The following is a 20,645-nucleotide window of genomic DNA, read 5'->3' on the forward strand; positions in this document are numbered from 1 at the left end:
CGCTTTTCTATACTATATATTATTTTTCTAAAATTTTAACACCCTCTTGAGTGCCTACAATAACTTGATCTGCCATATCTAAGAAGTATCCTGTCTCAAACACACCTGTCAGATGAATTAAATACTCATGGAACTTATATGGGTCAATTCCTTTTGGTAACTTACAATCTAAAATATAATTGCCATTATCAGTTATAAATGCGACATCTTCGTTTACACGACGTTCTACTTTTATATCAGCGTATGATTCAATTTTACGTAATATGTGATACCAGTTAAATTTATCCACCTCTACTGGTAACTTAAACGTCTCACCTAAGTATTGAACTATTTTCGTTTCATCGACAACCACAACAAAACGCGATGCCATTTCATCTATAACTTTCTCTCTGAACAGCGCACCACCGCCACCTTTAATTATATTTAAAGATGGATCTACTTCATCAGCACCATCAATTGCTAAGTCGATATGATCAACATCATTGATTTCACATATTTTAATACCTAATTCTTTTGCTAAAAATGCAATTTTATTAGAAGTGCATACACCTGTAATATTGTAACCACGTTCTTTAATTAGTTGCGCCATTTGAGGTAAGAGTAATTCCATTGTACTTCCTGTACCAATTCCCAGCGTCATGTCACCATTGATTTGACTTAAAACATCATTTAATGTCATTAACTTGAGTGCTTTGACATCTTTCATGAAGGTAGCCTCCCATATTTATGTAATCTATTCAATTCATATTTTACATGACTCGTATAAATTAACATACCCTTATTTCTAACATTTTTTTAAACATATCAATCAGAATTTACAATTCTAAAAATGTTTTATAGTACAATATATTTTAAATAATACTCGTTAAGGAGAATGATATGATATCAATTCACGCAATTTCGACAGGAAAAATCCAAGATTTGCCTTATAGCTCGAAAAGACCGATGCGCTCTGCTTTAGATAAAACTAAGATTTCACAAACAACATGGTTATCTTCAACTGGTTTCACTGGTGATGAACAGGCTTATAAAGATCATGGTGGACCACATAAAGCAGTTTGTGGGTTTAGTAAACACAACTATGCACTGTATCAAGATGATTTACCCTCACTACCTACTCATGCGATGTTTGGAGAGAATTTAACATTTGATTATTTAGACGAATCTGATGTTTACTTTGGTAATCAATATCGTTTAGGTGATGCGTTAATTGAGGTTTCTGAAATTAGAGAACCATGCTGGAAAATTCAAGCAAAATATAATATTCCTGATTTAGTGAAGCGCATGTCTACATCTGGTAAAACAGGTTTCTATTTCCGGGTATTAAAGCAAGGCTATGTATCTCCAAATGACCAGCTTTACTTAATACAAGAACCACCAATCGAACATCGTTTATCTGTACAACAGCTTAATGACCTTTATTATAATGATAGACAAAATCAAGATCTGTTACGATATGCACTAAACAATCCATTTCTGTCACCAACAAGACGCGATAAACTTCAAAAAATGTATAACAGAACATTGAAATAATTACCTTTCATTATAAGTGTTAAATGAACTTTTCAAAACAAAAGGAATCAACTTACACATCGTTTGTATAATAGTCTTACCTATAACTACTGATGCTATTGATTCCTTTTTTATGTTATATATTTTTTTATTTCAAACTGTATATTAATGATGTCACTTCATTTGATTCGATTCTTGATAACCTATTCAAAATTCCGCCAAATAACATAAATATTATATAAATGCCGATACTTTTAATCATTTTCTACTTTTTCTTCGATACGGAAACTTGTTTTCGAATTGAACGCTTCACCAGCTTTTAAAATTGACGGTGCTTTTTCACCATATAAATTAATATCATTTGGTAAAAATTGTGTTTCTAATGTAAAGCCAGAATGTGGTTTATAAATATTAAATGGACTATCCCACTCATCAGGCTGGTTAAAAGTAAAGAACACAACATGAGGCATATCTGTATCGACCTCTAACATAAATTCATGATTTTCAACATACATTTTATGTTCACCAACTGTAAATGGGTGATCGAGACCACCAAAACGTGTCATTTGTTGGCTTAATTGCGCATGTTGTGATGTAAAAATATCACTCAATTTTATCTTGTTATCTTCAAACACTTCATGTAAATCTAGAATATCACCTGTAACAATATTTCGCTCATCTAATACATACATATCTAATTGATTACTTGAAATGCGATGATTATCAACGACATTATTATCTCGATTCAAATTGAAGTACACATGATTCGTAGGACTAAACAATGTGTCTTCTGATGCAACTGCTTCGTATTCAATCGACCATTGGTGATCAGCATCATAAATATGTGTAATCGTCACATCGATATCACCCGGGAAATGATCATCAGCTGATTTCAACACCGTCTTAAATATCACTTTAATTTGAGCAATTTCATTTCTAATTTCATAATCAAATAACTTATTGTCCAAACCATGACATCCACCATGTAAATGATGTTCACCGTTGTTTTTTTCTAACTGATATTCTTTACCTTTCAACTTAAATTTAGCATTATCAATTCTACCGCTATATCTTCCTATAGAAGCACCAAATTTAAAAGGATTACTATGATAAAATTCATCCGCTTCAACAACATTTCCAAGAACAATATTATTATCATGATATTTCCAAGACACTACTCTTGCTCCATAATTCGTAAAAATAATTTTAGTTTCATCATTATCAATTTTGATTAAATCTACACCTTGTCTTTGGTGCTCAACTTCAACTATCATTTTTACTTCTCCCTTCTAACCACAAGTGTTCAAGCTCTGCTGGGTAGCAACATTACTAAAACACCTACAATACAAATGATTGCACCGATAACATCATATTTATCTGGCATTTGTTTATCTACGACCATCGCAAAAATCAAACTCATGATGATAAATACGCCACCATATGCTGCATATACTCTTCCGAATGATGGAAATGATTGAAATGTCGCAATGACACCATATAACATGAGTATCGCACCGCCTATTAGCCCAACAAGTGAAGACTGTCCTTCCCTAAGCCACAGCCAAATCAGGTATCCCCCACCTATTTCACATAAGCCAGCTAATATAAATATAAAAATCGGATATAACATGAAATCACTCCATCACACATTTGCTACCAATAATCTATCGGCTACATATCATTTGTTTACATTTCTTCTTACTTCACATTCCCATTTTAAAAAGTTCGTTTTCACATTCATATTGTACACTTTTTTAGACATTATTCTATAGCTAAATATAAAAAAATAAGAGTAACACGCTTTCATCATCATTTTATATGATAAATGTGTGTCACTCTCATCAATTTTATTTTTTAAATACACGTTTCATTGAATTAAATAAGCCACGTTCAAATGTAAGTACTGAATCTTTATATGTTTTAATTGCAATCCATATCAAGACAGCTACCATTACAATTGAGATTAATGAACTTAAGATGACTTCATGTATTTGAAGCCCTGAAGTTTGAGCGCGTACAACTAATTGAAATGGCGCTAAAAACGGAATATAACTTGTGATTAAAGCAAGTCGCCCATCAGGATTATTTATCGTGAATATCGCGATATAAAATGCAATCATACCAAGTAATGTCAGCGGCATCAAAGATTGATTTAAATCTTCTATTCTAGATGTTAATGATCCGAGGATGGCTGCAAGTAATACATACGCCATAATTCCAACAATACTACTTATAATTCCGACAATAATAATTTGCCAAGACAATTGATTCATTTCCACGTTAAAACCTTGTAGCAAGTCTTTTAAGTCAAAGGCAAAAATGCATATAACTGCCATCAATACAATTAAAATAATCTGAGTCACGGCAACTGCTATAACGCCTAAAATTTTAGCAAAAATATGTTGGATTGGTGAAATACTTGTAATAATCATTTCAATGACACGCGATGTTTTCTCACTAGCAATTTCCATAGCTATTTGAGATGCATAATTTAAAACAATAAAGAACATTAGAAAGATAATGCCATAAGCTAAAGCATAGTTGAAAATCTTTTGTCCTTCTGATACTTTATCGACTTCATCATTAGAAATCACCTTATTATCAACTTTACTTTGTGCTTGTAATTTTTGTAAGTCTTCTTTGTTGATATTTAATTCTCCGGCTACCATATTTGTTTGAATAGCTGTAAGCAGTGCTTGTACTTTTTGTGAATCTTCATGACTTACTCGCTTCTCACTAATGATTGTCCCTTGTAACGTGCGATTTTGATTCACCTTGATAATATAAGCTTTATCAAGTTTATGTTTTTTTACTTCTTTTTCAGCATCTTCTATAGAAACTTTAGTAAACTTAGCATCACTATGAAATGTATTCGCCTGTTGCTTGAAAACCTTATAGATTTGTTCATTCGGTGCTGCTACACCAATTTTATCTGGACCATCATCAAACATGTTAATAATCTTATCAATGTTTGATAGGCCAATCATTAAGGCAGCAATAATAATCATAAAAATTACAAATGATTTAGCTTTAATTTTTTTGATATATGTCAAAGTAAATGTCGCCCAAAACTTATGCATCCTTGCCACCAACCTTCTCAATGAATATATCTTGTAATGATGGTTCTACAACTTGGAATCGTTTAACATAACCTTGATGTGCCACAACTTGATAAATATCTTTGGCTACGCCTTCATTCTCAATCGTCAACTGAAGACCTTGCTTCATGTTTTCACTATGAATGATACCTCTAATGTGTGTTAAATCTGGTAGTGTTGTTTCTGACTCAATGACAACTTTCTTGTTACCATTAGATGCACGTACATGATTGATATCACCAGAAACAACAAGTTGACCTTTATCTAAAATACAAACATCATCACATAATTCTTCAACATGCTCCATACGGTGAGAACTATAAACGATTGTACTGCCCCAATCATTTAAGTCTTTAACAGCTTCTTTTAATAACTCAACATTAACTGGGTCTAGACCACTGAAAGGCTCATCTAATATTAGTAATTCTGGTTTATGTAACATACTTGCTAACAGCTGAATTTTTTGTTGATTCCCTTTTGATAGACTATCAATTCGTTTTTTGCGGTTTTCAGTAATATCAAAACGCTCAAGCCAATACGATATTTGCTGTTGTATTTCTGTTTTTGACATTCCCTTTAAAGTTGCCAAATATTTCAATTCTTCTTCAACTGTCAATTTCCCATGTAAACCGCGTTCTTCCGGTAAATAACCAATACGATTGTACATTGTTTTATCTAGTTTTTTACCGTTATACGTAATGTGTCCTTCAGTTGGTTCACTTAAGCCTAAAATCATACGAAATGTCGTTGTTTTACCTGCACCATTTCTGCCTAGAAAACCTAACATTTTGCCTGATTCTAACTCTAATGAAATATCATTTACTGCCGTCATCTTGCCAAAACGTTTCGTAACATGTTCAATTACAAGTCCCATACTTTGCCTCCTAAAAAAATATGTATTTATCTTAATATAACATTTCTATTCTCTATAAATGCAATATTTTTAAAGTGAATTTATTTTTAAAATTTCTGAAATTGAAATATTTAAATAGTATCTTCTTTGCATGTTAAGTATCATTAGCGCTAGATACGCATTTCCCATACCTTTATTGCCTTATTGGTAAAAAAATATCCCAGCATCATTGTGCCGAGATATTTATATCATTACAATTGATTATCTGTTTCTTCCGGTGTTTTCGGTGTTTCAGATGTCACTGGTTGATTTTTAATTGTAGACGGGTATTTTGGGCTTTCGCCATATTTATTTGCCGGCTTACTGTCAAAGCATAGGAATACTATCATAACAATTGTTAGGCCTAAATAAACAAAATAAAGAAGTACTAACAAAATATTAAGACCCATCGGCATTAATGTAAAATCACTGTCATAATAACTATCGATAATCTGTAATACTATATAAAATATAATACTGAATACTGTCATAATCATTGGAAATAACATTGTTCTTGATATATCGTGAAATCTTCGAACGCACAACGCTAAATTTGGAATAAACGTTGCCAAACTATAGACAAAAGTATACACAGATGTAAGGATAATCATCAATATACTCATAACTATTAATGTTTCGTTATCTGCCGCTATAGAAATAAAGAATAGAAATAGGTTTATTATTAGCACACACACAGCTGGAACCATAAGTATCAAATGCCATAGTGCCATATACCAATATTCACTACGTCTTGATCTCCCCTTAAAATTTACATAATTTTTCCAAAATAATACGAATGATTTCATAAAACCTACTTGAGGTAATTGTTCCATTGTAATCTCCCTTTCGTTAATCATATTTATATTTTTAATTATTGTTACCGTTATAATTTACAAGATTCATTATCAAGCCACTTCATTTCAATCGTCATTCACTTTGGAAAATGGACTTTATATTTCATCACTAGTAAAATGAAAACCCGCTACAAGTACACATCTATATGGAGACTCATTTGAAAGTCAACGCTTCGTTAACTATACTAAAAATATGTCACACTGCAATGTTCACGTTTAAAAGAGTCTCAATCTCTGCAAATAAAATATTCCATAACAAAGTATATACTTTACATTTTTATAATTCTTAACAATACTATTTTATCAAACATTTACCACAATAAAAATATCTTTTTCATTTTTATTTAATTTAATCATATAATTGCGAGGAGAATATTATGGATTTCGTTAATAATGATACAAGACAAATTGCTAAAAACTTATTAGGTGTCAAAGTGATTTATCAGGATACCACTCAAACGTATACAGGCTACATCGTGGAAACGGAAGCATACTTAGGTTTGAATGATCGTGCGGCTCATGGCTATGGCGGTAAAATAACACCTAAAGTTACGTCATTATATAAACGTGGTGGTACAATTTATGCACATGTCATGCATACGCATTTACTCATTAATTTTGTAACAAGATCTGAAGGTATACCTGAAGGCGTACTTATCCGCGCAATTGAACCAGAAGAAGGTTTATCCGCTATGTTCCGTAACAGAGGTAAGAAAGGCTACGAGGTAACGAATGGCCCAGGAAAATGGACTAAGGCATTTAACATTCCACGGGCTATCGATGGCGCTACGTTAAATGACTGTAGATTGTCTATTGATACTAAGAATCGTAAATATCCTAAAGATATTATTGCTAGTCCACGAATCGGTATTCCAAATAAAGGTGATTGGACACATAAATCTTTACGTTACACAGTGAAAGGTAATCCATTTGTGTCTCGCATGCGTAAATCAGATTGTATGTTTCCCGAAGATACTTGGAAATAAATGCCATCTTTCATTGATTACTATCATGAAAATGAAATCTATCTCCTTATAAGTCAATCAATCGTGCCGTCAACATGCGGATGGGTTGATTGTTTTTCTTTGTATCCATCATATTTTTTGATTCATCTCCTCTTATTGAACTTGTTCTTAATTATAAAATATAACAATAGAATTATTTATAATTATTAAATTTAGATGCATTAATATTATTGATATTATTTTCAAAAACTAGAAATATTGATTTGTTGCATGTATAATGTTAAAAGTGCCCTTTTATAACGCTTACATATAAAAGCTTATTTAGGGAGAGGGATATTCAACAAGGGGGATTTGAAAATGATAGAACTTAATGCAATTACAACATTATGTTTAGCTTGTATCCTTTATTTACTTGGTAAGGCTATCGTTAATCACGTTAATTTTTTAAAACGTATTTGTATACCAGCACCAGTGATTGGCGGCTTAATCTTTGCTATTTTAGTTGCGGCTTTGGATTCATTTGGCATGGTTAAGATTAAATTAGATGCTTCATTCATTCAAGATTTCTTCATGTTAGCATTCTTTACGACAATCGGTCTTGGTGCATCATTGAAATTATTTAAATTAGGTGGCAAAGTCTTGCTATTATACTTTATGTTTTGTGCTATCATTTCAGTCATTCAAAACATAGTTGGTGTATCACTAGCAAAAGTATTAAATATTAAACCTTTGTTAGGATTAACAGCAGGTTCCATGTCTATGGAAGGCGGTCATGGTAATGCTGCTGCTTATGGTAAGACAATTCAAGATTTAGGTATTGATTCGGCACTGACAGCGGCTCTTGCAGCTGCAACTTTAGGTCTTGTATTTGGAGGGCTTATCGGTGGTCCAGTTGTAAAATTTTTAATCAAACGTTATAACTTAAAGCCTCAACATAGTGACGATACATTTAAAGATTATAGCCAAGTAGCATATAACGAACATTTACATAGTAAATTTAATGCCACTGAAGTATTCTTCATTCAATTTACAATCGTTGTATTCTGTATGGCAGTTGGAAGTTATTTCAGTCATTTGTTTACAGCTCAAACAGGGATTAATGTTCCAATTTACGTTGGCTCATTATTTGTAGCTGTTATTGTCCGAAATATCTCTGAAAGTTTTAATTTTAATATTGTAGATTTAAAAATTACTAATCAAATTGGCGATGTCGCATTAGGTATTTTCTTATCTCTTGCGCTAATGAGCATTCAATTAATCGAAATTTATAAACTTGCTATACCTCTTATTATTATCGTTTTAGTTCAAGTTGTCGTTATGATTTTATTTGCTGTTTTAATTTTATTTAGAGGTTTAGGAAAAGATTATGATGCTGCAGTAATGGTAGGTGGTTTTATCGGTCATGGGCTTGGTGCAACGCCAAATGCCATGGCAAATTTAGATGTTATTACTAAAAAATATGGAAACTCACCTAAAGCATATTTAGTTGTACCTATTGTTGGTGCATTCTTAATCGATTTAATTGGTGTTATAGTCATTATGGGATTCATACAATGGTTTAGTTAAACACCAAACTCATAAATAAAAGAGGAGGCCTTCGCCTCCTCTTTTATTTATCCTCGATGTATATTCAAGTTACGTTGTTCTATCCATGACAATATTTCCGGACTAAATACGATTTGTTTTTGTGTTAAGTCGTCAATATTTTTAGCATCTAACATCGTCATTATTGATTTCATGTGTTCAATAAATGATTCTACATAAGCTACTGTATGTGCAATGCCATTATTTTCAACTTGATTTAAAAACGGACGTGACATACCAGTTGCCTTTGCACCAAGTGCTAAACTTTTAATTGCATCGAGTGGTGTACGTAAACCACCACTCGCGAAAACTGAAATTTCGCTTTGATAAGCCGTTGTTTCAAGTAATGACTCAACTGTAGACTGTCCCCATGATGATAAGTAATCCATATCTTTATTTGCACGACGTTCATTTTCAATATCTACAAAGTTAGTACCACCTTTGCCACTAACATCGACATACTTGACGCCTATTTGTTGTAAGTCATGCATTAATTCTTTGCTCATACCAAATCCAACTTCTTTTATAATGACTGGAACAGACACTCGTGATACAATCGACGCTATATTATCTAACCAAGTCACAAATTCACGATTCCCTTCAGGCATAACTAATTCTTGAGGAGAATTAACATGGATTTGTAACGCTTGTGCCTCAAGTAATTCAACTGCTTCCAAAGCCTTTTCTACTGGTACGTCCGCACCAACATTGCTAAAAATCATGCCTTCAGGATTCATTTTTCGCGCAATCGTAAACGTCTCAGCCATGCGTGGATTTCTCAATGCCGCATGTGTTGATCCAACTGCCATCGCTAAGCCAGTTTCTCTTGCAACTACAGCTAGCTTTTCATTGATGTTTTTCGTCCACTCGCTACCACCCGTCATTGCATTAATATAAACCGGATATGCCATCGTTAAGTCAGGCGTCTGTGATGTCAAATCGATATCATTTACATTAATTGATGGGATAGAATGATGCACAAAACGCATCTTATCAAAATCTGAATGCATTGCGTCAGATTGAGCCATTGCTATTTCAACATGTTCATTTTTTCTCTGTTCTCTTTGAAAATCACTCATGATTAAACCTACCTTTTCGTCATTTCTAATTTAAAACCATTTTTTACGTCTGAAAAAGATGATTAATACGACAGCTATAACAAACATTACAGCTAAGCAAATATAATATCCATAATGTAAATGTAATGCCGGCATATTTACAAAGTTCATACCATAAATCCCAGCTATGAATGTTAACGGTGAAAATATAACTGATACTAACGTTAATACTTGCATAATACTATTCATTCTAAATGACGTGTATGACTCAAAATTTTCTCGTATTTCGTTTGTCATTTCTTGAGCAGTACGAATGATATTACGTTGCTTAATCAAGTGGTCATCGATATGTTGAATGTATAGCGAATGTTTATTATCTATAATCAAATCACCATTTTGTTTCATTGTATCAATTAGCTCTTGCATAGGAAACAGTACACGTTTTACTTTAATCAAATCCGAACGTAACTTAAAGACACTATCCATGACCATTTTATTAAAGCGATCATCTACATGGCGGTCTTCAAAATGATAAACACTATCTTCAAGTGCATATACAAAGTTGAAATATTTATCAACCATCATATCTAAAATTAATATGACGACATCTGCACAATCTAATTCTGCATCTAATGTATTCATATACTTATAGACTACTTTATTTAATGATTCCAACGTTTGATGATGATATGTTACTAATACATTGTCTTGTATAAAAATATTTAGTGCTATTGGTGAATAGTTTGACCCCATAATACTATGAAATACTAAGTATTGATAATCTTTATAAGATTTATATTTAACTCGTGGCATACCGTTAATTGCATCATCCACTTCTAAATCATTAAAATTAAAATGTGCTTTAAACCATTCATTTTCTTGTTCATTCGGTTCATCAAAATCATACCAAACAATAGTCGCATCTTTTGGTATCTCTTTGATATCATCAACTACTTTAAACGGTTCATATGTAGTTTGATACCGTATCTTTAAAGCCATCGATACTCCCCCTAAATAACGAATTCTCTATTATTTTATCATGAATTAAATAACGTGTATGTCTTAATTTATTTTAGTATGATAGTCACTAAGGAGATGGTTATTATCAAACAACTTTTTACACATACTCAAACCGTAACATCTGAATTCATTGACCATAACAATCATATGCATGATGCAAATTATAATATCATTTTTAGTGACGTCGTGAATCGTTTTAATTACAGCCACGGTCTTTCTTTAAAAGAACGCGAAAATTTAGCATATACACTATTTACACTAGAAGAACATACGACATACCTCTCAGAATTGTCTCTTGGCGATGTATTTACTGTTACTTTATATATTTATGATTACGATTATAAGCGGTTGCATTTATTTTTAACATTAACTAAAGAAGATGGTACACTAGCATCAACAAATGAAGTAATGATGATGGGAATTAATCAGCACACACGTCGTTCTGATGCTTTTCCTGAATCATTCTCAACACAAATAGCACACTATTATAAAAATCAACCAACTATCACTTGGCCTGAACAATTAGGACATAAAATAGCAATTCCACACAAAGGAGCATTAAAATGACAGATGCATTACAACAAAAGATTCATATTGAATTACTAGATTTATTAGATGATGTTAAGTTTGAATTAACAGAATTAAATGCACAAAAAGGGTTATACATTAACGGACCAGCAAATCAGCTACTTAAGCGTGGCGTTCATATGGCTTATGTTCAAGGACAAAAGCAAGCCATCGATAATATTATGACTATTGTGGAACAGCAGCTTGAAGATCAACATTTCCTAGAAGATTATGATAAATTTCAAAATGAGGTTACTCATCGCAATTATGATAAAACAGCTAACTTTGCAGAACTTAGTGATATTCCACGTCAATTCGATAATTTTTTAGATCAATTTTATCAAATTAAAGGGCAATACTTTATCATCACACATATCAATACACTTATTGGTGATTTTCACTCAGAAGCTCATTAACAATTAGTCTATATAACCCTTGCTATATTTTCAAAAACAAAACCCAATTATGTTTTCATGTCAAATATCATCTTGCATGAAATCGTAACTGGGTCAATTGTATGTTATTAGTTATTTTGTGTTACATCCTCATCTATCGATTTGGCAATTTGTTTAATAGCTTTATGTGATTGTCTAATTGGATAAATTGGAAAATCATGTACCATCTTAGGATAATCATAAAACTCAATGTATTGATGATGTTGCAACATCATTTGTTCGAATAGCTTCATATCAGGATGTGTCATTTCACGTCCACCACCAAACATATAAACTGGTGGCAATCCTTCTATTGTGCCATTAATTGGCGATATGCGCTTATCTGTTAATGGTAGGCCATTCGCCCATTTTTTCATAATCTCATTGACACCAAACTGACTTAGAACCGCATCTTGTTCGATTAAGGCGTCCGAAATATCTTTATTAGATAGTGTTGCATCTAAAATTGGTGAGATTAAATACAATTTATTCGGTAATGGCTGTTGATTATCTAAAAGAGATTGTACAAAGGATAATGCCAGTGCACCACCTGAACCATCACCCATGACTACGACATTTTGATGTCCTACTTCAGATACTAATTGATCATAAACACGTTGTATCGCTTGGAAAGTATCGTCAATATGAAACTCTGGTGTCTTTGGATAGATAGGCAGTACAACCTCATATAATGTACTTAAAGTGATTTTATCCAACAATCTCCAATGGAACGGTGATGGTTGTAGTGCATTGAATCCACCGTGAATATATAAAATTTTCTTATCAATTTGATGTCTGAAATTAAAGCGAAAGACTTGCATATCATCTAATGATAATTTTTCTAAATTTGCTTTAACATTTAATGTTGAAGGCTGCTTATGTTTTTTTCTATTTTCAATTTCTCTTTTATAAAAAAATCTTTCAACATCTTGATCATTTTTAAACATAATCGAGCGATTGTGAAGCAAATATTTATTGACAACGCTATTCATAACACGGTTTCTAATCAATGTCTTAACCTACCTTTATATATTTTATGTATCCAATGATTGTCTATCCCCTACATTCTTTGCCAAAAAAAGTATATAATGTAGAAGATATTTTCTTTTTCACTTTCAAATTTAAGACTACAATTGAACAGTGATTTTTCATCATTATAACAGACAACTAGACATATTGATAAGTAAAGAAAAGAACTTTATACGGAGGTGCCTTGCATGACAAATCCAAATCAACGATTAGAACCATTTGATGAGACATTTCAACAACCGAATATTCATCGTGGTAAGCGATATGGTAAGAAAAAACGTTCATTGGTAAGCATGATTATTCAAATCATTGTTGTTATATTAACCGCAATCGCTGGATACAGCATGTGGAAACAACCCATTTTTAATATTGTCTTCACCAAAGAATCTGTAGATTTTGATGGCATTAAAAATTTTAACGAGACAATTGGAAAAATGCATCAATTAAATATTAATTTGGGTAATATCAATGATTTACAACAAGGAATCGATCGCTTAATTTTAGTCTTTAACGGTTTCTTTATTTTATGTATCGTTAGCCTAGTCATAACAATACTGACAATTGTATTTAATCGCACAGTTCTAAAAGTAGTAAATATTTTAGTGTTAACAATTATGTTAGTCATTACTTTGTATTTCAGTTATATTATTAAAACACTCGCACAAGAAATTGCAGATGCTTTAAAAAAATATTATTTAAATGTACCACCAGATCAAGTGATTACAGAAGCTGACGCTATTCATAACGGCATCATTTTACTGGGCTGTAGCATCGGTTTACTTGTTATAAGCTTATTCTTCCGTAATCGCATGCCTCGTTTAAAATAATGTTATATAGTAGGGATTGGGACAGAAATGTTATTTTCACAAAATTCATTTCGTTGACCCACTTCCTGCTTTTTCTTTATTAATGACCTACTACGTCAATGCCAAATTTTAATATAATTCCTCTTTTATTTTATAAATCAACAAATAAAAAAAGTATCGATAACCATATTTGGCACCGATACTTTAAAAATCATGTCCCCACAACATAATTTTTGATTAGTCACACTTCAATTAATTTATTTTATTTATTCATGATTGTTATTTGAGCTTGCTTCTAACTTTTGAGCTGTAGCTTTTGCTTTTTTATTACTTTGTAAAAATAAACATAAAATTAAAGCGATGATGCTAAATATCGTTGCAACTATAAATGCATCATTAATACCTTCAACTGTTGCTAGTTTATTTACAAATTGTAATAACACTTTCATTGCGCCTTCTTGACCACCATATTGCGATGCTAATTCACGCATATGATCTTGTACAACAGGATTCGTTTTATCTAACTCTTCCCCAAAAGCTGATAAATGTTGTGTTGTTTGTGTTGTCATAACAGTAACTAAGATTGCTGTACCTATAGAGCCTGCTAATTGACGCATCGTATTTAAGAAAGCATTACCATGAGAGGCAAGTCGTCCCGGTAACGCATTAATAGCTGCAGTTACCATTGGCATCATTATAAATGCCATACCAAATGAACGAAGTACATAGATACCCATGATTGTCATATATGGTGTATCCATATTTAATTTAGTTAATTCCCATGTTGCATAAGTCATGACAGCAATACCAAAGATAGCTAATGGTTTTAAACCAATAGTATCTAACAATTTACCTGCAAATGGTCCAAGTAGACCCATAATTAGAGAACCAGGTAATAATAACAATCCGGAATCTAATGCTGAGAATCCGCGTAAATTTTGTAAATAAATCGGTAATAAAATCATACCACCATATAAACTTAACATTACAACCATATTAATAATTGTTGTTAATGTAAATGTTGGGAATTTTAATACTTCTAAATTCAACATTGGTGATTTCATTCTTAATTCTCTTATTACAAATAGAATAATAAAGATAATACCAATCGCAAACATTGTTTCTATCTCAACAGAACCCCATCCTTTGTTCCCCGCTTCTGAAAAGCCGTATAACAAAGCACCAAAACCAATCGTACTAAAAATGATACCTGGGATATCAGCTTTAGGGTTTGTTGTATATTGATATAACTTAAACCATACAAAACCAACTAAGATTGCAATAATACCGATAATGAACATACCGTAAAACATCACATTCCAATGGTAATTTTGTACAATATAACCTGATAATGTTGGACCAATTGCAGGTGCTAAAATCATTGCGATACCCATTGTACCCATGGCAGCACCACGTTTTTCAGGTGGATAAATTGTAATAATAACAATTGAACCTAATGGCATTAGTACACCTGCACCAATGGCTTGTAATACACGTCCAACCATCATGATTGGGAAATTCATTGAAATCGCACAGATTAATGAACCAATTGTAAAGAGTACTAACGCAACTAAAAATAATTTTCGATATGAATATTTATTAAATAGATACGCCGTAATTGGTATTAAAATACCGTTTACTAACATAAATCCTGTCATCAACCATTGCCCTGTTGAAGCGGAAATATTAAACTCTGTATTAATCTTTGGCAAAGCAACATTTAATAATGTTTGGTTTAAAATCGCAATAAACATACCGAATAATAATGCCGCTAATATTTTACCGCGTGAAACACCTTCACCAAAAATAAAGTTTTTATGTTCTTTTTTTATTTTTTCATTCACTTTATATTCTTCTGATTCAGGATTTTTAGCAGCAACTGCTTCCTCATCATTATTATTAGTGAATGCTTCTTGATCTTTCTCAGACCCCTTTGTGTAACCATTTAGACTAACTTGGCTATGATCATCTTGATTGTCAACACGCAATTCTTCATGCGTCATACGTTGTGTCGATTGATCAGTTGTTTTGTCTAAATCACTAGCTTTAAATTTAGATTGATTTGATTGACGTGTCGTAAATTGTTGTTCCTTTTGTTGGCGTTTGCCTTTTTTTCTTGATCTTATTAAAAATAAATTGATAACCCCAACAATAATGAGCGCTAAAATAATGTAGCTAATAATGAAGGTCGTAGTCATTTAATGATCCCCTTAATTTTTATGGATTTTTACTTCAGCGTTCATTCCAGGAACAACTTGTTTAGACGGTTCTGATTCTAGAGTGATTTTAACAGGTATTACTTGAGAAACTTTAGTGTAGTTACCATCACTATTTGATGATGGCATTAATGAAAAGCTTGCAGCAGTTGCTTTTCCAATACTATCAACTTTACCTTTAATAGAAGCTTTTTGACCGTCAATAGTCACATCAACATCTTTACCTACTTCAACATCTTTAATATCTTTTTCGTCAATATTTGCTGTTACATATAAATCATCTAAATTGTATGCATAAGCGATTGGGTTACCAGCTTGCACCATTGAACCTTCCATACCATCTAATTTGGCAATTGTACCTTTTTGAGGCATTTTAAGATCCATATCTTTCGTTTCGCCATCTTGACCTTGTACAGTAACAGTTGCTACTTTGTCACCTTTATCAAGTTTATCACCTTGTTTAACATTAAGTGATTTAATTTGTCCAGATGCAGGACTTGCTATTTTAATTTGATCGCCATTTACTTTTGCATTATCAGTTGTTACATAGCTTGTTGTTTTATTCCAGAAATAAAAGCCAGCAATCCCAATTGCTAACAGTACAACAACCGTAATGACATTAATTAATATCATCTTTTTCATGAAACATTTCCTCCTATTTGCTTTTAAAATTCACTTTATTTATTATAGATACATGATAACTAAAAAAACACCAACAATTTTTATAAGAGTGTTGGTTAAAATTCACAAAGGTGTAACAATATGAAACGACAAGCCAAAATAGAAATTCAAAACGCACTTGTTGATTTGATGGCTGAATATCCTTTTCAAGAAATATCCACTAAAATGATTTGCGCGTATTGTAATATTAATCGTTCTACTTTTTATGATTATTACAAAGATAAATTTGATTTATTGGATACCATCAACTCAAAGCATAAAGAAAAATTCCAATTTCTTCTAAGCGCGCTACATCATAATTTCGAAAATATTAAACAGGATAAGCTTAAACTTTATAAATTCTTCATTATTATTGCTAAGTATATCAAGCACAATGAGCAATTTTTCAAAGACATTTTAGTTACCTATCCAATGAAAACATTATTCATAGACTATATAAATTTAGCGAGAGATTACTATCAACAAATTATGAATGACTATAGTACTACAGTAACCAATAAACAGCTTTATGTTACATATATCATAGGCGGTCAAGCTGGGGTGTTTATTAATTGGCTTTCGAATGGTTGTAATGAATCACCTGAAGAAGTTGCTGACATTTTATTGGCTAATACGATTAAACTTCAAAACTAATAATACGGTTTCATTCTAATAAAGAAATGCTATAAAACAACTAGATAAAGTTAAACCAAATGGATAGATAATAGTACATATGTTACGGTGCTATCAATATAAAAATGCCGAGATTTCCACATAATAATCTCGGCATTTTTATTTTTGATGCTAAATTCATAGGTCTATGAATAGCTCAAGTTTTGTTTTTTAATTTTTCAATTCAATATAATAGAAGAAACTATGTTTATCATCGATTTGTTTTAAATACCCTCATATTATAAATCTGTAAAATAATTAATATAACTGCTGTAGCTATAATAATAATTATGTAAGGTATAGGATTATCTTCACCTTTTACCCCCACTAATGGCGATGCAACACCACCAAATAAAAACTGCACTAAACCTAATAAACTTGATGAACTCCCTCTACCACTGCTACTTTCATCCATAGCTATAGTAAAACCAAGTGTCGCAACACCTGTCACTGGTGCTATTAAAATGATAAATCCTATCGCTAAAATCCAAAAGTTCCAATGATTAAGCAATACAATCGTCACTAAAATTACACCGATAATCTGAATCATCGTCATGCCTCTCATCAATTTTTGTGAGTCTATAAAATCAACAAGGTACCCAGTAAGTTGACTTGATATAATGAGCGTAATACCAATTCCTGCAAACATCCAACTAAATTGTATTGCAGTCATGCCATAAATTTTTTGAATAATAAACGGAGACGCAGAAATATAAGTAAATAATATTACAAATGTCATACCTTGAATGAGCATTGGTAATACAAAACGTGGCGTCTTCAATAATATTTTGAAGTTTTTAAACATTGTCTTTAATCCACTACTTGACTCACGATTTGTCACTGTTAATGATTCAGGTACTTTTAATAAAGAACCTATGACCATGACGAAACCAAAGATAGTCAGAATGACAAAGACCATACGCCAGACAGAATAATTTAAAATTATGCCCCCTATTGTTGGCGCAACAACTGGTGCAATACCATTAACAAGCATCAATAATGCCATAAACTTAGTTAGTTCATTACCACTATACATATCACTTGCTATAGCTCTTGAAATAACTGCTGCTGCGCCACCTGTCACTCCTTGAAGAAATCTTAATGCAACCATCAGCCAAATATTATGTACAAAAACAATACCTAAACTTGCTAATGTAAAAATAATCATAGCTATAATAAGCGGCTTTCTGCGCCCAGTTGAATCTGAAATTGGACCAGCAAACAAATTACCAAACGCTAAACCAATCATAAACATCGATAATGTTAATTGTGCGTTAGACGTCGTTGTTTGAAAATCATGTCTAATATCTGGTAATCCAGGCAAAAACATATCTATTGATAATGCTCCAATGGCAGTCAAAGATCCTAAAATAATAATAAATATCGGTGAACGCTTGTTAAAATACGTTAAATCATTCATATGACTATCTCCTTTATATAATGATTAGTTTATAACTATCACGAACAGAAACTAAATTTAAATATGCTCTTTTATATATTAGCATTACTCACAAGTTTCATGAACATCATTACAACTTATAAAAGGTATAAAATGATATAAACCTCAGCACTCCATAAATTTTTTCACAAAAAACAATCCCTTCAAAGTAATTCACATTAATTGTAAATACTTTGAAAGGATGTTGTTTGTATTCCATGACACATGCATCTTATTTAAGTTTTATACTCTATTTTTCTGATGTCTTGATTAATTGCAAGCGGTCTTGCGAGCCTTGTTCAAGCTCATATTCTTTATCTACTTGCTTACCGTTTTCATTTATTAATCTTACGGTTGCGGTAATCTTATCACCATGTTTTTCAGCATCTATAATTTGTGGTGAACTAATCATCATTAAACTTCCTTTAGATACACGCTTCTTTACATCATCATAAAAAGATGATCCTTTTTTTATATATGACGATACAAAATCAAAATCCGACTGATTAAACGCAGCATTATTCGCTAAAGAATATCCAGCAAAGAATTCTATCAATTTGTTCTTCAAGCTGTTTTCTTCTTTTTCTTTCTTTTCAACATAGTCTTCGATATCTTCACTGTCAAAATTCAAAGTTATTTCTGTATTGTATTTTAAATCGCTAGCTTTAATCGTCTTCGTCTGTGTTGTAAATGTTTTATCTTTCGCTTTACCTGAAGCTGAAATGGTAATATCTTTATTTTGTGGATATGGACCATACGTTTTGGAACTTGAAAATGCCATTTCACGGTCATTTATAGTTACTTTTTTAGAACTATCATTTAATTTTGTATCGCCTTTTAAAGTTACAGTTATATTTGCTTCTTCAAAATCTTCAGTAACATCTACCGTTTCAGAATTACTTTGTCTAAAATCAAATTTTAAATAGCCTGCAAAATCACCGTTCTCAGTTGATTTCATAGCTGGAATTCTATATGTCCCCGGTATAAAATTACCTATTGGCGTCACTTTATTTGCTTCAGCTATAACCATCTTTTTCTTACCACCAGATTTAAACTCATATTTTGTTTTTTCTTTCGGCTTAACAATTGGTTGCTTGGTAGGTGCAGTAAAGCTCATATTATCGAAAAAGATATAACGCGTGCCATTTTTACTTACACGTAATATATTTTGACCAGATCTGGTTTGAATATAAGAAGCTACGCTGGTCTTACTCTTATTCAATTTATGTACCGTATTTTTAAGGTCGCTGACAAATTGCTTAAGTCCAACTTCATCTTTGATATAGTTAATGTATACTTTCGCTTCTTCAGAATCTACTTTATTATCTTTAGTACTTAATAATGTTGCTACTTTTTGTTTATCATTATTCTCAATCGCATTCACTAATATTTTAGTTTGCGCTTCAGGTGAATTGAAGTTTCTTAGTAAAAAGAACAATATAATAATTAAGATTAAAATGAAAAAACCAATTGCCCAAGGCACCATTTTTCTCATCTTGATGTTATTAGTTTGTATATCTTCATCGGTTGACTTTCTATATAATGCTTGACGACTATCAAATTTATGTCCACATTGTGTACATATCTGTACATCATCTTGTGCTTGTTGTCCGCACTTCGGGCAAGATTTCATACTTTCACCTCAATTCTGTTCCTCTTCAATTGTTATATGTATATCACAAAAATTATTTCATTATTTTACCATTATTATTTTACAAATATTATCCCAAGAATACAATTCAAGAAATGATTAACTTTACTTTAGAATTGTACCTTATTACATTATTTATGAAAGTACTCTCTCAATTATAACTAAAAAGAAGGTGTTCAATACATACAT

22 protein-coding genes are annotated in these 20,645 nt (G+C 31.8%); 7 read left to right on the forward strand and 15 right to left on the reverse strand.

What is annotated here, in order from left to right; genetic code table 11:
• Positions 1-19: 19 nt before the first annotated feature.
• Positions 20-706, reverse strand: coding sequence for a ribose 5-phosphate isomerase A (locus KI230_RS11740; protein WP_000655864.1), 687 nt, complete (start codon positions 704-706; stop codon positions 20-22).
• 173 nt (positions 707-879) lie between these two features.
• Here KI230_RS11740 and KI230_RS11745 point away from each other — a divergent pair, with 173 nt between their 5' ends.
• The gene (locus KI230_RS11745) at positions 880-1,533 is read left to right on the forward strand and encodes an MOSC domain-containing protein (RefSeq protein WP_045178356.1); all 654 of its coding nucleotides are present in this window, start codon (positions 880-882) and stop codon (positions 1,531-1,533) included.
• 233 nt (positions 1,534-1,766) lie between these two features.
• On the opposite strand, the gene KI230_RS11750 is transcribed toward KI230_RS11745, so the two are convergent.
• The 6 genes from KI230_RS11750 to KI230_RS11775 all read right to left on the reverse strand — a co-directional run bounded on the left by KI230_RS11750 (position 1,767) and on the right by KI230_RS11775 (position 6,335).
• The gene (locus KI230_RS11750) at positions 1,767-2,786 is read right to left on the reverse strand and encodes an aldose epimerase family protein (RefSeq protein WP_000634684.1); all 1,020 of its coding nucleotides are present in this window, start codon (positions 2,784-2,786) and stop codon (positions 1,767-1,769) included.
• A 29-nt stretch (positions 2,787-2,815) separates the two neighbouring features.
• Positions 2,816-3,142 (reverse strand): YnfA family protein, encoded by a 327-nt coding sequence (locus KI230_RS11755; protein WP_000966695.1) that lies wholly within the window; start codon positions 3,140-3,142, stop codon positions 2,816-2,818.
• A 48-nt stretch (positions 3,143-3,190) separates the two neighbouring features.
• The gene (locus KI230_RS11760) at positions 3,191-3,376 is read right to left on the reverse strand and encodes a hypothetical protein (protein ID WP_001789152.1); all 186 of its coding nucleotides are present in this window, start codon (positions 3,374-3,376) and stop codon (positions 3,191-3,193) included.
• Positions 3,360-4,592 carry an ABC transporter permease gene (locus tag KI230_RS11765; RefSeq protein WP_000548704.1) on the reverse strand — a complete coding sequence of 411 codons (1,233 nt, stop codon included), beginning with the start codon at positions 4,590-4,592 and terminating at the stop codon, positions 3,360-3,362. The genes KI230_RS11760 and KI230_RS11765 overlap by 17 nt, the downstream gene beginning before the upstream one ends.
• Positions 4,585-5,484, reverse strand: a complete 900-nt coding sequence (locus KI230_RS11770; RefSeq protein ID WP_000524829.1) for an ABC transporter ATP-binding protein — start codon at positions 5,482-5,484, stop codon at positions 4,585-4,587. The genes KI230_RS11765 and KI230_RS11770 overlap by 8 nt, the downstream gene beginning before the upstream one ends.
• A gap of 230 nt (positions 5,485-5,714) precedes the next feature.
• Complete coding sequence (locus KI230_RS11775) at positions 5,715-6,335, reverse strand: DUF805 domain-containing protein (protein WP_000436820.1); 621 nt, start codon at positions 6,333-6,335, stop codon at positions 5,715-5,717.
• Positions 6,336-6,733: 398 nt separating this feature from the next.
• Here KI230_RS11775 and KI230_RS11780 point away from each other — a divergent pair, with 398 nt between their 5' ends.
• Positions 6,734-7,342 carry a DNA-3-methyladenine glycosylase gene (locus KI230_RS11780; protein WP_000348303.1) on the forward strand — a complete coding sequence of 203 codons (609 nt, stop codon included), beginning with the start codon at positions 6,734-6,736 and terminating at the stop codon, positions 7,340-7,342.
• A 336-nt stretch (positions 7,343-7,678) separates the two neighbouring features.
• The gene (gltS, locus tag KI230_RS11785; RefSeq protein ID WP_000571584.1) at positions 7,679-8,887 is read left to right on the forward strand and encodes a sodium/glutamate symporter; all 1,209 of its coding nucleotides are present in this window, start codon (positions 7,679-7,681) and stop codon (positions 8,885-8,887) included.
• 47 nt (positions 8,888-8,934) lie between these two features.
• Here gltS and fni read toward each other — a convergent pair whose 3' ends face one another.
• Entirely contained in the window at positions 8,935-9,984 is a 1,050-nt protein-coding gene (gene fni, locus KI230_RS11790; RefSeq protein WP_001279381.1) for a type 2 isopentenyl-diphosphate Delta-isomerase, read from the reverse strand.
• A 30-nt stretch (positions 9,985-10,014) separates the two neighbouring features.
• On the reverse strand, positions 10,015-10,962 hold the full coding sequence (gene corA / locus KI230_RS11795) for a magnesium/cobalt transporter CorA (RefSeq protein ID WP_214958274.1): 948 nt from the start codon (positions 10,960-10,962) through the stop codon (positions 10,015-10,017).
• Between the two features lie 96 nt (positions 10,963-11,058).
• Between corA and KI230_RS11800 the strand changes: the two genes are divergently transcribed.
• Positions 11,059-11,550, forward strand: coding sequence for a thioesterase family protein (locus tag KI230_RS11800; RefSeq protein WP_000234727.1), 492 nt, complete (start codon positions 11,059-11,061; stop codon positions 11,548-11,550).
• Positions 11,547-11,966, forward strand: coding sequence for a hypothetical protein (locus KI230_RS11805; protein WP_000128655.1), 420 nt, complete (start codon positions 11,547-11,549; stop codon positions 11,964-11,966). Before KI230_RS11800 ends, KI230_RS11805 begins: the two co-directional genes overlap by 4 nt.
• A 107-nt stretch (positions 11,967-12,073) precedes the next feature.
• Here KI230_RS11805 and KI230_RS11810 read toward each other — a convergent pair whose 3' ends face one another.
• The gene (locus KI230_RS11810) at positions 12,074-12,994 is read right to left on the reverse strand and encodes an alpha/beta hydrolase fold domain-containing protein (RefSeq protein ID WP_000620864.1); all 921 of its coding nucleotides are present in this window, start codon (positions 12,992-12,994) and stop codon (positions 12,074-12,076) included.
• 207 nt (positions 12,995-13,201) lie between these two features.
• On the opposite strand from KI230_RS11810, the gene KI230_RS11815 reads away from it, so the two are divergent.
• On the forward strand, positions 13,202-13,840 hold the full coding sequence (locus KI230_RS11815) for a hypothetical protein (RefSeq protein WP_000184229.1): 639 nt from the start codon (positions 13,202-13,204) through the stop codon (positions 13,838-13,840).
• A 245-nt stretch (positions 13,841-14,085) separates the two neighbouring features.
• Here KI230_RS11815 and KI230_RS11820 read toward each other — a convergent pair whose 3' ends face one another.
• Both KI230_RS11820 and KI230_RS11825 read right to left on the reverse strand, forming a co-directional pair.
• Positions 14,086-16,017 carry a DHA2 family efflux MFS transporter permease subunit gene (locus KI230_RS11820; protein WP_000213880.1) on the reverse strand — a complete coding sequence of 644 codons (1,932 nt, stop codon included), beginning with the start codon at positions 16,015-16,017 and terminating at the stop codon, positions 14,086-14,088.
• A gap of 12 nt (positions 16,018-16,029) precedes the next feature.
• Positions 16,030-16,677 carry an HlyD family secretion protein gene (locus KI230_RS11825; RefSeq protein ID WP_000738250.1) on the reverse strand — a complete coding sequence of 216 codons (648 nt, stop codon included), beginning with the start codon at positions 16,675-16,677 and terminating at the stop codon, positions 16,030-16,032.
• Positions 16,678-16,797: 120 nt separating this feature from the next.
• On the opposite strand from KI230_RS11825, the gene KI230_RS11830 reads away from it, so the two are divergent.
• Entirely contained in the window at positions 16,798-17,349 is a 552-nt protein-coding gene (locus tag KI230_RS11830) for a TetR/AcrR family transcriptional regulator (RefSeq protein ID WP_000828570.1), read from the forward strand.
• Positions 17,350-17,578: 229 nt separating this feature from the next.
• Here KI230_RS11830 and tcaB read toward each other — a convergent pair whose 3' ends face one another.
• The 3 genes from tcaB to tcaA form a co-directional block, all read right to left on the reverse strand.
• Positions 17,579-18,787 (reverse strand): putative multidrug effflux MFS transporter TcaB, encoded by a 1,209-nt coding sequence (gene tcaB, locus KI230_RS11835; protein ID WP_031775239.1) that lies wholly within the window; start codon positions 18,785-18,787, stop codon positions 17,579-17,581.
• Between the two features lie 109 nt (positions 18,788-18,896).
• On the reverse strand, positions 18,897-19,025 hold the full coding sequence (locus KI230_RS11840) for a hypothetical protein (RefSeq protein ID WP_031774919.1): 129 nt from the start codon (positions 19,023-19,025) through the stop codon (positions 18,897-18,899).
• A gap of 30 nt (positions 19,026-19,055) precedes the next feature.
• Entirely contained in the window at positions 19,056-20,438 is a 1,383-nt protein-coding gene (tcaA, locus tag KI230_RS11845; RefSeq protein WP_031585657.1) for a glycopeptide resistance protein TcaA, read from the reverse strand.
• Positions 20,439-20,645: the final 207 nt, after the last annotated feature.

Origin of the sequence: Staphylococcus sp. MZ3 (assembly GCF_018622755.1) — a bacterium.
GTDB classification, from domain to species: Bacteria; Bacillota; Bacilli; order Staphylococcales; family Staphylococcaceae; genus Staphylococcus; species Staphylococcus aureus.

Bases quoted from the DNA above. Each gene is read 5' to 3' on its own strand.
- KI230_RS11830 (WP_000828570.1), top strand. From the start codon at position 16,798: ATGAAACGACAAGCCAAAATAGAAATTCAAAACGCACTTGTTGATTTG.
- KI230_RS11840 (WP_031774919.1), bottom strand. From the start codon at position 19,025: ATGGAATACAAACAACATCCTTTCAAAGTATTTACAATTAATGTGAAT.
- KI230_RS11815 (WP_000184229.1), top strand. From the start codon at position 13,202: ATGACAAATCCAAATCAACGATTAGAACCATTTGATGAGACATTTCAA.
- KI230_RS11750 (WP_000634684.1), bottom strand. From the start codon at position 2,786: ATGATAGTTGAAGTTGAGCACCAAAGACAAGGTGTAGATTTAATCAAA.
- tcaB (WP_031775239.1), bottom strand. From the start codon at position 18,787: ATGAATGATTTAACGTATTTTAACAAGCGTTCACCGATATTTATTATT.
- KI230_RS11800 (WP_000234727.1), top strand. From the start codon at position 11,059: ATGGTTATTATCAAACAACTTTTTACACATACTCAAACCGTAACATCT.
- KI230_RS11825 (WP_000738250.1), bottom strand. From the start codon at position 16,677: ATGAAAAAGATGATATTAATTAATGTCATTACGGTTGTTGTACTGTTA.
- KI230_RS11820 (WP_000213880.1), bottom strand. From the start codon at position 16,017: ATGACTACGACCTTCATTATTAGCTACATTATTTTAGCGCTCATTATT.
- KI230_RS11770 (WP_000524829.1), bottom strand. From the start codon at position 5,484: ATGGGACTTGTAATTGAACATGTTACGAAACGTTTTGGCAAGATGACG.
- KI230_RS11765 (WP_000548704.1), bottom strand. From the start codon at position 4,592: ATGCATAAGTTTTGGGCGACATTTACTTTGACATATATCAAAAAAATT.
- corA (WP_214958274.1), bottom strand. From the start codon at position 10,962: ATGGCTTTAAAGATACGGTATCAAACTACATATGAACCGTTTAAAGTA.
- KI230_RS11780 (WP_000348303.1), top strand. From the start codon at position 6,734: ATGGATTTCGTTAATAATGATACAAGACAAATTGCTAAAAACTTATTA.
- gltS (WP_000571584.1), top strand. From the start codon at position 7,679: ATGATAGAACTTAATGCAATTACAACATTATGTTTAGCTTGTATCCTT.
- KI230_RS11745 (WP_045178356.1), top strand. From the start codon at position 880: ATGATATCAATTCACGCAATTTCGACAGGAAAAATCCAAGATTTGCCT.
- KI230_RS11775 (WP_000436820.1), bottom strand. From the start codon at position 6,335: ATGGAACAATTACCTCAAGTAGGTTTTATGAAATCATTCGTATTATTT.
- KI230_RS11755 (WP_000966695.1), bottom strand. From the start codon at position 3,142: ATGTTATATCCGATTTTTATATTTATATTAGCTGGCTTATGTGAAATA.
- KI230_RS11740 (WP_000655864.1), bottom strand. From the start codon at position 706: ATGAAAGATGTCAAAGCACTCAAGTTAATGACATTAAATGATGTTTTA.
- tcaA (WP_031585657.1), bottom strand. From the start codon at position 20,438: ATGAAATCTTGCCCGAAGTGCGGACAACAAGCACAAGATGATGTACAG.
- KI230_RS11805 (WP_000128655.1), top strand. From the start codon at position 11,547: ATGACAGATGCATTACAACAAAAGATTCATATTGAATTACTAGATTTA.
- fni (WP_001279381.1), bottom strand. From the start codon at position 9,984: ATGAGTGATTTTCAAAGAGAACAGAGAAAAAATGAACATGTTGAAATA.